16 protein-coding genes are annotated in these 11,636 nt (G+C 68.3%); 12 read left to right on the forward strand and 4 right to left on the reverse strand.

What is annotated here, in order from left to right:
- Positions 1-104: 104 nt before the first annotated feature.
- Together rpsN and rpmB are read right to left on the reverse strand one after the other, a co-directional pair.
- Positions 105-410 (reverse strand): 30S ribosomal protein S14, encoded by a 306-nt coding sequence (rpsN, locus tag ACWD4G_RS34915; RefSeq protein WP_451300715.1) that lies wholly within the window; start codon positions 408-410, stop codon positions 105-107.
- On the reverse strand, positions 410-646 hold the full coding sequence (rpmB, locus tag ACWD4G_RS34920) for a 50S ribosomal protein L28 (protein WP_451300717.1): 237 nt from the start codon (positions 644-646) through the stop codon (positions 410-412). Before rpmB ends, rpsN begins: the two co-directional genes overlap by 1 nt.
- A 63-nt stretch (positions 647-709) precedes the next feature.
- On the opposite strand from rpmB, the gene rpmG reads away from it, so the two are divergent.
- From rpmG to ACWD4G_RS34945, 5 genes are all read left to right on the forward strand, one after another.
- The gene (gene rpmG, locus ACWD4G_RS34925) at positions 710-874 is read left to right on the forward strand and encodes a 50S ribosomal protein L33 (protein ID WP_052836384.1); all 165 of its coding nucleotides are present in this window, start codon (positions 710-712) and stop codon (positions 872-874) included.
- 6 nt (positions 875-880) lie between these two features.
- Positions 881-1,138, forward strand: coding sequence for a type B 50S ribosomal protein L31 (locus tag ACWD4G_RS34930; RefSeq protein WP_451300719.1), 258 nt, complete (start codon positions 881-883; stop codon positions 1,136-1,138).
- A 5-nt stretch (positions 1,139-1,143) separates the two neighbouring features.
- A complete protein-coding gene (locus ACWD4G_RS34935) occupies positions 1,144-2,466 on the forward strand; it encodes a CobW family GTP-binding protein (RefSeq protein ID WP_451300721.1) in 1,323 nt (440 codons plus the stop codon).
- A 3-nt stretch (positions 2,467-2,469) separates the two neighbouring features.
- The gene (gene rpsR / locus ACWD4G_RS34940; RefSeq protein ID WP_451300723.1) at positions 2,470-2,703 is read left to right on the forward strand and encodes a 30S ribosomal protein S18; all 234 of its coding nucleotides are present in this window, start codon (positions 2,470-2,472) and stop codon (positions 2,701-2,703) included.
- Positions 2,704-3,075: 372 nt separating this feature from the next.
- A complete protein-coding gene (locus ACWD4G_RS34945; protein WP_451300725.1) occupies positions 3,076-3,354 on the forward strand; it encodes a DUF397 domain-containing protein in 279 nt (92 codons plus the stop codon).
- A gap of 72 nt (positions 3,355-3,426) precedes the next feature.
- Here ACWD4G_RS34945 and ACWD4G_RS34950 read toward each other — a convergent pair whose 3' ends face one another.
- The gene (locus ACWD4G_RS34950) at positions 3,427-3,927 is read right to left on the reverse strand and encodes an ATP-binding protein (protein ID WP_451300727.1); all 501 of its coding nucleotides are present in this window, start codon (positions 3,925-3,927) and stop codon (positions 3,427-3,429) included.
- Between the two features lie 420 nt (positions 3,928-4,347).
- On the opposite strand from ACWD4G_RS34950, the gene ACWD4G_RS34955 reads away from it, so the two are divergent.
- From ACWD4G_RS34955 to ACWD4G_RS34975, 5 genes are all read left to right on the forward strand, one after another.
- The gene (locus ACWD4G_RS34955) at positions 4,348-5,172 is read left to right on the forward strand and encodes a helix-turn-helix domain-containing protein (RefSeq protein WP_451300729.1); all 825 of its coding nucleotides are present in this window, start codon (positions 4,348-4,350) and stop codon (positions 5,170-5,172) included.
- A 120-nt stretch (positions 5,173-5,292) separates the two neighbouring features.
- Entirely contained in the window at positions 5,293-6,753 is a 1,461-nt protein-coding gene (locus tag ACWD4G_RS34960) for an aldehyde dehydrogenase family protein (protein ID WP_451300731.1), read from the forward strand.
- A gap of 97 nt (positions 6,754-6,850) precedes the next feature.
- Positions 6,851-7,114: a type II toxin-antitoxin system prevent-host-death family antitoxin gene (locus ACWD4G_RS34965; RefSeq protein WP_451300733.1), complete on the forward strand. Its 264-nt coding sequence runs from the start codon at positions 6,851-6,853 to the stop codon at positions 7,112-7,114.
- Positions 7,111-7,362: a type II toxin-antitoxin system RelE family toxin gene (locus tag ACWD4G_RS34970; protein ID WP_451300735.1), complete on the forward strand. Its 252-nt coding sequence runs from the start codon at positions 7,111-7,113 to the stop codon at positions 7,360-7,362. The genes ACWD4G_RS34965 and ACWD4G_RS34970 overlap by 4 nt, the downstream gene beginning before the upstream one ends.
- A gap of 93 nt (positions 7,363-7,455) precedes the next feature.
- Positions 7,456-8,097, forward strand: coding sequence for a PadR family transcriptional regulator (locus ACWD4G_RS34975; RefSeq protein WP_451300737.1), 642 nt, complete (start codon positions 7,456-7,458; stop codon positions 8,095-8,097).
- A 43-nt stretch (positions 8,098-8,140) separates the two neighbouring features.
- On the opposite strand, the gene ACWD4G_RS34980 is transcribed toward ACWD4G_RS34975, so the two are convergent.
- Complete coding sequence (locus ACWD4G_RS34980; RefSeq protein ID WP_451300739.1) at positions 8,141-9,589, reverse strand: glutamate decarboxylase; 1,449 nt, start codon at positions 9,587-9,589, stop codon at positions 8,141-8,143.
- A gap of 198 nt (positions 9,590-9,787) precedes the next feature.
- Between ACWD4G_RS34980 and ACWD4G_RS34985 the strand changes: the two genes are divergently transcribed.
- Positions 9,788-10,549 carry a MerR family transcriptional regulator gene (locus ACWD4G_RS34985; protein WP_451300741.1) on the forward strand — a complete coding sequence of 254 codons (762 nt, stop codon included), beginning with the start codon at positions 9,788-9,790 and terminating at the stop codon, positions 10,547-10,549.
- 183 nt (positions 10,550-10,732) lie between these two features.
- A complete protein-coding gene (locus ACWD4G_RS34990) occupies positions 10,733-11,614 on the forward strand; it encodes a DedA family protein (protein ID WP_451300743.1) in 882 nt (293 codons plus the stop codon).
- Positions 11,615-11,636 lie beyond the last annotated feature (22 nt).

The raw sequence follows: 11,636 nt of genomic DNA on the forward strand, positions 1-11,636 counted from the left end.
CCGCAACGACAGCCGCAAGCTACCAGCCCTCGCTGGGCGCCCCCAGTGACCCTCACCCCCTCACTCGCACTCCTCCTCGCCCTCCACACCTCCTCTACCGGGCTCTACCAGGACGACTTCCGCACCCCCGGCAGATACCCGGCGTGCGCCTGCTCCCGCAGACTCACCCGGGAGAGCCCGAACGTCCGGAAGTAGCCGCGAGGCCGCCCGTCCACCTGATCCCGATTCCGTACGCGCGTGGCGCTGGCGTCACGCGGCTGACGGTCCAACTCCCGCCGGGCGGCGGCCCGTTCGGCGTCGGTGGTGGACGGCCGCCGGATGATCTCCTTCAGCTCGGCCCGCCGCTCGGCGTACCGGGCGACGATCTCCTGCCGCTTCTCGTTCTTCGCGATCTTGCTCTTCTTCGCCATCAGACCCGCACCCCCCGAGCGCGGATACGGGAGACGGCGGCCTCGACGCCGATCTGGTCCACGGTCTTGATCCCCTTGGCGCTGAGCCGGAGCCGTACATACCGGTTCTCGCTCGGCAGCCAGTACCGCTTCGACTGGATGTTCGGGTCGAACCGCCGGGACGTACGCCGGTGGGAGTGCGAGATGCGATGGCCGAAGCCGGGCTGGGCGCCGGTCAGCATGCAGTGGGCGGACAAGGGTGATGCACCTCTCTCGGTCGAGTGATGTAAATGGAATTCATTTTCAGTAAGGTACCAGGCATGGCACGCAACGAACTCCGCCCGGTCATCAAGCTCCGGTCCACGGCCGGCACCGGCTACACCTACGTCACCCGCAAGAACCGCCGGAACGACCCGGACCGGCTGACGCTGCGCAAGTACGACCCGATGGCGGGCCGCCACGTCGACTTCCGAGAGGAGCGCTGACCGACGATGAAGAAGGACATCCACCCCTCCTACGGCCCGGTCGTCTTCCGTGACCGTGCCGCGAACCACGCCTTCCTCACCCGCTCGACGATGACGAGCGAGAAGACCATCGAGTGGGAGGACGGCAACACGTACCCCGTGGTCGACGTCGAGATCTCGAACGTCAGCCACCCCTTCTACACGGGCACCGCGCGCGTGCTGGACACGGCGGGCCGCGTGGAGAAGTTCGAGAAGCGGTACGGCGCCGGGAAGAAGCGGGGCTGACGGACGTGACCAAGCTGTCTGTCGCGATCGTCGGCGGTCTGCACGCCGATGCCCGGCGGGCCGCCGTCGAGGCGCTGCTCGCCGGGGTCCCGGGCAGCGTCGCGCTGCACCACGACCTGTCGACCGCCACCGACGGCAAGGTCGTACGGACGATACGGGACACCGCGGGCCCCATCTCGACCGGCGAGGCCCCCCTCGTCAACGACTGCGCCTGCTGCGCCCTGCGCGAGGACCTGGTCCCCGAACTGGAACGCCTGGCGGACGCGGGCCTCACCCGCCTCGCCGTCGTCGAACTCTGGGACTCGGTCGAACCGAAGGCCATGGCCGAGGTGATCGCCGCGAGCGGCCTCCACCTCACCTCGGTCATCACCGCCGTCGACCCGGCCCTCCTCCTCCCCTACCTGGGCAACGGCGACGACCTCGCCGAAGCGGGCCTGGCCGCCGCCCCCACCGACCAGCGCACCGTCGCCGACACCTTCGCCCGCCAACTGGAGTACGCCCCGATCCTGGCCGTACTGGACTCGAAGGATGCGGACGAGGAGGACAGGGCGTTGCTGGCCCAACTCCACCCGACGGCGAGAAGGGTGCCCATTGAGGCCCCGCAGGACAGCGACTCGGCGGAGGCGTGGTCGGCCTGGTTCGAGGCACGCGAGCAAGAAGAGGCCGACAACTCTGCGATCAACTCGGGCAAGTCTTCGGAAGAGGCCACGGGCACGATGGTCAGGGGCGCGGGGAACTGCGCGACCAGCCACAACACACCCGCACCCGACAACGCACCCCACCCCCCACGGCGCGCCCTCGCAATCGCGGCCTTCTCCGGTTTCGACGTAGAAGCAGCCGCCGCAGCCCAACACCCTGCCTCCGCCCTACTCCCCACCGAGGCCGACGAAAACGGCGTAGCCACCCTCGTGTGGCACGCAACCCGCCCGTTCCACCCCGAACGCCTCTACGCAGCCCTCGAAGACCTCTGCTGCGCCGCAGCCCGCAGCAGAGGCCGCTTCTGGCTGGCCGAACGCCCCGACACCCTTCTGCACTGGGACGCGGCAGGCGGCGCCCTGTGCGTGGAGTCGGTCGGCCCCTGGCTGGCCTCGCTCCCGGACGCGGCCTGGGACCTGGTCCCGCCGATCCGCCGGGCCGCGGCCGCCCTCGACTGGCACCCGGAACACGGCGACCGCTGCCAGCACCTCGTCTTCACCTCACCCGGCCTGGACCGCGACGGACTCGAACGGCTCCTGGAGTCCTGTCTGCTCACCGACGCCGAGTACGCCGCGGGCCGCGACGCCTGGGAACGGCTGCCGCGCCCCTTCGACACCTTCCTGGAGGTCTGACCCATGGCCCGCAAACCCGAGCGCAAGCCCGCCAAGTCCCGCCCGAACCCGCTGGACCAGGCCGGGATCACATACATCGACTACAAGGACACCGATCTCCTGCGGCGCTTCATCTCCGACCGGGGCAAGATCCGCAGCCGCCGGGTGACCCGCGTCTCCGCCCAGCAGCAGCGCCAGTTGGCCCGCGCCATCAAGAACGCCCGGGAGATGGCCCTCCTGCCGTACTCCACCCGCTGAACCCACCCTCGGCGGCACCGCGACGCATCGCGGACCGCCACCCCCCACCCGGCCCCGGGGAGGACCCACCACCTCCCCGGGGCCGTTCGTTTTTCGCCAATCTCGGGGCGGGCCGTGCCACCGTGCCGCGCCCGATGGAACACAAACGGCGCCTCATACGTCTCTCCAGTACCCGTCAAGGGTGTCCCAAGGGCCGTAATCGAGGGACCACGCCTCGTGCACGTGCATCTGCTCATGCATACGCATTTGCATCCGCCCATGCATCGGCACGTGAACAAAGCTATGATCCGGGGCAGTTGACCTTCGCATCACTGGCCACACCAGAGCCGAAGCACACCAAGGCACACCACTGCACCACCCGGGGAGCGACCTGTGGACCACGACGTGTACGGCGTGGAGTACGTGTACAACGACGTGTACAACGGCATGGCCGCGACGGAGCTCACCGAGCTCCACGCGGTGGCCTGGCAGAAGAGCCGGCACAGCAATTCGCAGGGGAGCTGCGTGGAGTTCGCGCGGCTGCCCGGCGGTGCCGTGGCCGTGCGCAACTCCCGCTTCCCGGACGGCCCGGCGCTCGTCTACACCCGTGCCGAGATAGAGGCCATGCTGCTGGGCGTCAAGGACGGCGAGTTCGACCACCTGGTCGTATAACGCCTGCTCGGGGGCGGGACGTTGGCGATGTGACACGCGTAGAACCGTGGCGCGGAAAAGCACCGCGGTGCGTCATCGGGAAGACCGCCCGCCGTTCACGTTCATGGGCGGCACCTGGAACAGCGCCCACACCACCTTGCCGTTGAGCGCTCCGGTCAGCGGATGCCAGCCCCAGCCGTCCGCGAACGACTCCACCAGGAACAGTCCGCGCCCCGACTCCGCCGAGCAGTCGTCCGAGTCGCGCGCGACCGGGGTGTCATGACTGGGGTCGCGCACCGCGCACACCAGCCGCTCGGTCCAGCGCATCAGATGCAGCCGGACGGGAGGGTCCTGGTCGGCGATATGACAGTCGGGGGCGGGCAGGCCGTGCCGCAGCGCGTTGGTGACGAGTTCGGAGACCACGAGACAGATGTCGTCGAAGCGGTCGCCCATGTGCCACTGGTCGAGGGTGCCCCGGGTGAACTGTCTTGCCTCGCGCACCGCTTCATAGCGGGGCGGCAGCGCGCAGGACGCGGCGTTGGACACGGTCGCGGGATCAAGTGGCGGAAGTCCCTGCCGTAAGGGTTCGAGCATGGTCGATCCATTCGTCCCCATGCGAGGCACTCCCCGTGATCGATCGCGGTCGTTGCGAGACAACAGCGGTGACGCGGGACCATGGTTTCCGATGCGTACGGCAGATGCAAGGGCAGATGCACGTGCACGCGCCCGAAATGGACCCGACCATACCGCTTCCTGGATATTTCTTCTGCCAGCTTGTTTCGACTTGCGAGGTGTCACCTGTCAAATCCCTGGCGGCTTCCTGTGATTCCCGCCCGCCACCCATGCCGCCACCCCTCCCGTCACTCCTGTCTCATCCCTCGAATACTTTCCATTTCTGTAACCGGACGAGTGCGGATCGGAGTGCTTTAGTGGCAGACTGCGGCACTTGAAGAAGGTTGGGGAGGCTGGACGAACGTGGGCGCCGGTGAATCGGGTGGGTCGGTGGTGAGGCGGATGCTGCTGGGCTCGCATCTCAGGCGGTTGCGCGAGGCGCAGGGCATCACCCGGGAGAAGGCCGGGTACGCCATCCGCGCCTCCGAGTCGAAGATCAGTCGTATGGAGCTGGGCCGGGTCAGCTTCAAGTCCCGTGACGTGGAGGATCTGTTGACCCTCTACGGCGTCACCGACGAGGCCGAGCGCACCTCACTGCTCTCCCTTGTCAAGGAGGCCAACGCCGCCGGCTGGTGGCACAGCTACTCGGACGTCCTGCCCAGCTGGTTCCCCACCTACGTCGGCCTGGAGGCTGCCGCCCACCTCATCCGCTCCTACGAGGTCCAGTTCGTCCACGGCCTGCTGCAGACCGAAGCGTACGCGCACGCCGTCGTCGCCCGGGGCATGAAGGGCGCGAGCGCGGCCGAGATCGACAAGCGGGTCGCCGTACGCATGGAGCGCCAGAAGTATCTGGTCGCCGAGAGCGCCCCCGAGTTCCACTGCGTCCTCGACGAGGCCGCCCTCCGCCGCCCCTACGGGGACCGGGAAGTGATGCGGGGTCAGCTCCAGCATCTGATCGAGATCTCCGAGCGGCCGAACGTACGGCTCCAGGTCATGCCCTTCGGCTTCGGCGGCCACTCCGGAGAGAGCGGCGCCTTCACCGTGCTCAGCTTCGCGGAGTCCGACCTCTCCGACGTCGTCTATCTCGAACAGCTCACCAGCGCCCTGTACTTGGACAAGTGCGAGGACGTCGCCCAGTACGGGCGCGCGCTGAAGCAGCTCCAGGACGACAGCCCGTCCCCGGCGGAGAGCCGCGACCTGCTGCGGGGACTGCTGCAGCTGTCCTGAGAACTCACCGCGTGCCTGAGAGTCTTCACAGAGTCTCCCGAGTAGCTCTCCAACTCCCCTTACCCACAAGTACGATGACGTGTGATCAATCTTGATCGATGCCGACTGATTGAGGATCATATGTCGTCCTACTTCACCGATCTGGCCCGTCAGTACATCGGCGGTGAGTGGCGCCAGGGCTCCGGCTCCTGGGACATCATCGACTTCAACCCGTACGACGACGAGAAGCTGGCGTCGATCACGATCGCCACGGTCGACGAGGTGGACGAGGCCTACAAGGCCGCCGAGGCCGCCCAGAAGGAATGGGCCGAGGTCAACGCCTACGCCAGGCGGGCCGTCTTCGAGAAGGCGCTGCGCGTGATCGAGGAGCGCGAGCAGGAGATCACCGAGGTGATCATCGCCGAACTCGGCGGCACCCGTGTCAAGGCGGGCTTCGAGCTGCATCTCGCCAAGGAGTTCCTGCGCGAATCGATTCAGCTGGCGCTGCGCCCCGAGGGCCGGATCATCCCATCGCCGATCGACGGCAAGGAGAACCGCCTCTACCGCGTCCCGGTCGGTGTCGTGGGCGTCATCAGCCCCTTCAACTTCCCGTTCCTGCTCTCCATCAAGTCGGTCGCCCCGGCGCTCGCCCTCGGCAACGGTGTCGTCCTCAAGCCGCACCAGAACACCCCGATCGCGGGCGGCACCCTGGTCGCGAAGATCTTCGAGGAGGCGGGCCTGCCGGGCGGTCTGCTGAACGTCGTCGTCACCGACATAGCCGAGATAGGCGACGCCTTCATCGAGCACCCCGTCCCCAAGCTGATCTCCTTCACCGGCTCCGACAAGGTCGGCCGCCATGTCGCCACCGTCGCCGCCTCCCATTTCAAGCGGTCGATCCTCGAACTCGGCGGCAACAGCGCGCTGGTGGTCCTCGACGACGCCGACATCGACTACGCGGTCGACGCCGCCGTCTTCTCCCGGTACGTCCACCAGGGCCAGGTCTGCATGGCCGCCAACCGGGTCCTGGTCGACCGCTCGATCCAGGCCGAGTTCACCGAGAAGTTCGTCGCCAAGGTGAAGACCCTGAAGGTCGGCGACCCGCGCGACCCCCAGACGGTCATCGGCCCGGTCATCAACTCCTCCCAGGCGGACGCCCTCTCGGCCGTCGTCGACCAGGCGCTGACCGAGGGCGCCACGGCCCTGCTCCGTGGTACCACCACCGACAACCTCGTCGAGCCGTCCGTCCTCACCGACGTCCCCGCCGACTCCGCCCTCCTCCACCAGGAGGTCTTCGGCCCGGTCGTCTTCCTCGTCCCCTTCGACGGGGAGGCGGAGGCCGTCCGTATCGTCAACGACACCCCGTACGGCCTCAGCGGCGCCGTCCACACCGGCGACATCGAGCGCGGCGTCGCCTTCGCCAAGCAGATCGACACCGGGATGTTCCACGTCAACGACGGCACCGTCCACGACGAGCCCCTCGTCCCCTTCGGCGGCGAGAAGCACTCCGGTATCGGCCGCCTCAACGGCGAGACCACGGTCGACGCCTTCACCACCCAGAAGTGGATCTCGATCCAGCACGGCCGCAGCTTCTTCCCGTTCTGACGGCGCCGACCTGCGGTTCCTTCCCCTTCCGAGGGTGCCGATGCACGACTTTCGACCTGTCCGGCAGTAGACATGCATCTAGCTGTACAGTAGGTGCATGTCTCCTACCTATCCGATCGCTGAGGCGCGGGGCAAGCTCGGTGAACTCGCCCGTCGAGCCGCCCAGCACGAGCACATCACCCTGACGGATCGCGGGATTCCTGCCGCTGTCCTCATCTCTCCCGCAGAGCTGGAGGATCTTGAGGATGCCCTCGCCCTCGCCCGGCTGGAGCGTGACCGCGCTCTTGGGCGTACCGAGACCCCCATACCGCACGACGAGGCCCGCCGCGCCCTTCTCGAAGCGGCGGGGAGGAGCGAGTGACCTGGAAGGTCGTGTGGGAACCGGCGGCTCTCAACGCAGCCGTCGGGCACCTCAAGGACGATCCGGACAGCGTGGACACACTGCTGCGCGCCACTGACCAACTCGCCGAGGACGAGCGCCCTGAAGGCTCCCGGGCCTGGGGTGCCGCACATCGCCGCCTTTATCACGGCTCTTGGCGCGTCCCGTACCGCCTCGACCCGGATGCGCGCACCCTCCACATCGAGCACGTGGGTCGTACGGGTGCCTGACCGGTCGGGCACCCTGGCGTCGTCGTCCTAGGGCACCGCAGAGGAGCCGGGGCTGACCCCGGCTCCCACGCGCCCCCGCCCTACCCTGTCCCCATGTCAGCGATCCGTCTTCTCGTGCTAGGTGCCGTCCGCCAGCACGGGCGGGCCCACGGCTACCAGGTACGCAACGACCTGGAGTACTGGGGCGCGCACGAGTGGTCCAACGCCAAGCCCGGCTCGATCTACCACGCCCTGAAGCAGATGGCGAAACAGGGACTGCTCCACGCGCACGAGGTCGCCCCCTCCACGGCCGGCGGCCCGCCCCGCACCGAGTACGAGATCACGGCGCGGGGCGAGAAGGAGTACCTCAAGCTCGTCCGGGAGTCCCTCACCGCCTACGACCAGAAGCCGGACGTGCTCACCGCCGCGCTGGGCTCCATGGTCGCGCTCGGCCGCGAGGAAGTCCTCGAACTCCTTCAGGAACGGGTACGCCGCATCGGGGAGTGGCGCAAGTCCGTCACCGAGTACTACACGCCCGAGGAGGGCCCCGCCCAGCTCGGCCACATCGGCGAGATCATGAACTTCTGGGTCCACTCCGCCGACACCGGCGCCGACTGGACCCGGGGCCTCATCGAACGCATCCGCGCCGGCGCCTACACCTTCGCCGGAGAGGGCGAACCGTTCATCGGCGTCCTGCGGGAGGGCGAGGAGAACCCGTACGCGACGGGGGAGCGGCACCCGGAGGACAGCCGCTGACGGGGCCCGCCCGGCCTTGGCGAGGGAAGCCGGTCGCCGCGTCTCAGTGATGGAACCCGGTCGCCGCGTCCTTGTCCCGGGTGTACGGACGCGGCTGCCGCCGCAGCTCCGGCAGCAGCCGGCCCAGGTCCTCCACGAACAGCTCGGCGAGGTCGGCGGAGAAGCCGTTGCGGCAGACCACCCTCAGCACCGACAGGTCCCGCCGGTTCTCCGGGAAGGTGTACGCCGGTACCAGCCACCCGCTCTCGCGCAGCCGCCGGGACACGTCGAAGACGTCGTAGGCGGTGATGTCGTCGGCGGTGGTGAAGGCGAACACCGGCAGCTCGTCACCCCGGGTGAGCAGCCGGAAGTCGCCCAGTTTCCCGATGCGTTCGGCGAGCCCCAGCGCGACATCGCGGGTGGTCCGCTGGACGGCCCGGAAACCCTCGCGGCCCAGCCGGAGGAAGGTGTAGTACTGCGCGACGACCTGGGCGCCCGGACGGGAGAAGTTGAGCGCGAAGGTGGGCATGTCGCCGCCGAGATAGTTGACCCGGAAGACCAGCTCCTCCGGCAACTCCTCGGCGGACCGCCACAGCGCCCAGCCGACCCCCGGATACACCAGGCCGTACTTGTGCCCGGAGGTGTTGATCGACACCACCCTCGGCAGCCGGAAGTCCCACACGAGGTCCTCGTCGAGGAAGGGCGCGACCATGGCGCCGGACGCGCCGTCGACATGAACGGGGATGTCCAGCCCGGTGCGTTCCCGGAGCGCGTCGAGGGCGGCGCACAGCTCGGCGATCGGCTCGTACGACCCGTCGAAGGTGGACCCGAGGACGCCCACGACCCCGATGGTGTTCTCGTCGCACAGCGCGGCGGCGGCCTCGGGATCGAGATGGAACCGGTCGCCCTCCATGGGCACCTGCCGGGCCTCCACCTCCCAGAAATTGCAGAACTTGTCCCAGCAGACCTGGACGTTGACGCCCATGACGAGATTGGGCCGCGCCTCGGCCGAGGGATAGCGGTCGGCGTTCTTCCCGGCCCACCGCCGCTTGAGGGCCATCCCGGCGAGCATGCACGCCTCGCTGGACCCGGTGGTCGAGCAGCCGACGGCGGCGGCCGGGTCCGGCGCGTTCCACAGATCGGCCAGCATCGCCACACAGCGCCGCTCCAGCTCGGCGGTGCGCGGATACTCGTCCTTGTCAATCATGTTCTTGTCCCGGCACTCGTCCATCAGCACCCTGGCCTGCGGTTCCATCCAGGTGGAGACGAAGGTGGCGAGGTTGAGCCGGGAGTTGCCGTCGAGCATCAGCTCGTCATGGACCAGCTGATACGCCGCCGAGGGCGCCAGCGGCCCGTCCGGCAGCCGGTGCCTGGGCGGGGCCTCGGCCATCCCGCCGACCGGATTGGCCTCGCCGTAGAAGGGGTTGACGGAGAGCCGATGCCGGCCGCCGCGCCCCGCCCCGGAGTCCCGTGCGGCGTCGGGCGCGATGCCGTCCCATCGATGCAGTGGCATGCCTTTGACGGTAGGACCGACACCGGGGACACGCCATCGCACATGGCGAAAGGAGTCGGTGAGAAAGTCGAATCGGCGAGAGAGGCCCTTCGCACGGCTCGCACCCCCGCGAGGGGCCACGCGTCTCCGCTTGCACCTCACGCGGCGTGAGGGCCCAGCCTGGAGCGCGTACCGACAAAGGGAAACGGGGAGCGGAACATGAGCTACACCGTGGGACAGGTCGCCGGATTCACCGGGATCACGGTGCGCACCCTGCACCACTACGACGAGATCGGCCTGCTCGTACCGAGTGAACGCACCCACGCGGGCCACCGCCGCTACGGCGACGACGATCTCGACCGGCTCCAGCAGATCCTGTTCTACCGAGAGCTCGGCTTCCCCCTCGACGAGGTCGCGACCCTGCTCGACGACCCGGCAGCGGAACCGCAAGAACACCTGCGCCGCCAGCACGACCTGCTGACCGCCCGGATCGAGAAGCTGCAGAAGATGGCCGCGGCCGTGGAACACGCCATGGAGGCACGCACGATGGGCATCAACCTCACACCCGAGGAGAGGTTCGAGGTGTTCGGGGACAAGGACCCCGAGCAGTACGCGGAGGAGGCCGAGCAGCGCTGGGGCGGCACGGAGGCGTACGCCGAGTCGCAGCGCCGGGTCGCCACGTACACCAAGGAGGACTGGAAGCGCATCCAGGCCGCGGTCGACGACTGGGGCGAGCGGTACGCGGCCCTCGTGGCCGCCGGCGAGCGGCCGTCCGGCGAGGCGGCCATGGATCTCGCCGAGGAGCACCGGCAGCACATCAGCCGGTACTACTTCGAGGTCCCGTACGAGACGCACCGCTGCTTCGGCGAGATGTACGTCTCCGACGAGCGCTTCAAGGCGTTCTACGACGCGATGCGCCCCGGCCTCGCCGAGCACCTGAGGGACGCGATCCTCGCGAACGCCGACCGCCACACCTCCTGACCGTAGGGCGGACCGGACCCCACGCCCCGCGGCCGGCCGCACAGCTTGGTCCAAGGGGGCGCACAGTGCACTCTGGAGGAGTTGATGGAACCTAGGGGGGTGACCATGCGTTGATAGCGTTGGTCACCCCTTTGGGCCCTTGCCCAAGGCCCTCATTTCTCTCACCCCCAGGAGCCCGGAACCGTGACGACACTCGCCCTCGGACCGAGCTGGCTGGACCCGGACTATCTGCTCGACTCGTTCGGCATCTGGGGCCTGCTCCTGATCGTGTTCGCCGAGTCCGGTCTGTTCTTCGGGTTCTTCCTGCCCGGTGACTCGCTGCTGTTCACGGCCGGCATGCTGATCACCGCCAAGACGCTGGACTTCCCGCTGTGGCTGGCGATCGTGCTGATCTGCGTCTCCGCGATCCTGGGTGACCAGGCGGGCTATATGTTCGGCAAGAAGGTCGGCCCCGCCCTGTTCAAGCGGCCGGACTCCCGCTTCTTCAAGCAGGAGAACGTCACCAAGGCCCATGAGTTCTTCGAGAAGCACGGCCCGAAGTCCCTGATCCTGGCCCGCTTCGTACCGATCGTGCGGACGTTCACCCCGATCATCGCGGGCGTCAGCGGTATGCGGTACCGCACGTTCCTCACGTTCAACATCATCGGCGGCGTCCTCTGGGGCGCGGGCGTCACCCTCCTCGGCTCCTGGCTCGGTCAGATCGCGTTCGTCCGCAAGAACATCGAGGCGATGCTGATCCTGATCGTCCTGCTCTCGGTGCTCCCGATCATCATCGAGTTCTGGAGGGCGAGGAAGGCCAAGAAGAACCAACCGGAGCCCCCGGCCGCCGACTTCCCGCCGACGACCACCCCGACGATGGACGACGCGACGACCCAACTCCGCCGCATCCCGTCGTCGGACGAGCCCCAGCAGTACGACCAGCAGCAGCCGTACGACGCCCAGTACGGCCACCAGCAGGACTACGGCTACCAGCAGCCGTACGCCCAGCAGTACCCGAGCCAGCACCAGTACCCCCAGGACCAGGGCGGTTACCAAGGCCAGGGCCAGAACTATCCGCAGTACTGAGCGCCCAATAGCTCGGGGGAAC

The sequence above is a fragment of the Streptomyces sp. NPDC002643 genome, assembly GCF_053592555.1.

Excerpts from the sequence above, each read along its gene's own strand:
- rpsN (WP_451300715.1), bottom strand. The coding sequence starts at position 410 with ATGGCGAAGAAGAGCAAGATCGCGAAGAACGAGAAGCGGCAGGAGATC.
- rpmG (WP_052836384.1), top strand. The coding sequence starts at position 710 with ATGGCACGCAACGAACTCCGCCCGGTCATCAAGCTCCGGTCCACGGCC.
- ACWD4G_RS34930 (WP_451300719.1), top strand. The coding sequence starts at position 881 with ATGAAGAAGGACATCCACCCCTCCTACGGCCCGGTCGTCTTCCGTGAC.
- rpsR (WP_451300723.1), top strand. The coding sequence starts at position 2,470 with ATGGCCCGCAAACCCGAGCGCAAGCCCGCCAAGTCCCGCCCGAACCCG.
- ACWD4G_RS34950 (WP_451300727.1), bottom strand. The coding sequence starts at position 3,927 with ATGCTCGAACCCTTACGGCAGGGACTTCCGCCACTTGATCCCGCGACC.
- ACWD4G_RS34955 (WP_451300729.1), top strand. The coding sequence starts at position 4,348 with ATGCTGCTGGGCTCGCATCTCAGGCGGTTGCGCGAGGCGCAGGGCATC.
- ACWD4G_RS34960 (WP_451300731.1), top strand. The coding sequence starts at position 5,293 with ATGTCGTCCTACTTCACCGATCTGGCCCGTCAGTACATCGGCGGTGAG.
- ACWD4G_RS34965 (WP_451300733.1), top strand. The coding sequence starts at position 6,851 with ATGTCTCCTACCTATCCGATCGCTGAGGCGCGGGGCAAGCTCGGTGAA.
- ACWD4G_RS34975 (WP_451300737.1), top strand. The coding sequence starts at position 7,456 with ATGTCAGCGATCCGTCTTCTCGTGCTAGGTGCCGTCCGCCAGCACGGG.
- ACWD4G_RS34980 (WP_451300739.1), bottom strand. The coding sequence starts at position 9,589 with ATGCCACTGCATCGATGGGACGGCATCGCGCCCGACGCCGCACGGGAC.
- ACWD4G_RS34985 (WP_451300741.1), top strand. The coding sequence starts at position 9,788 with ATGAGCTACACCGTGGGACAGGTCGCCGGATTCACCGGGATCACGGTG.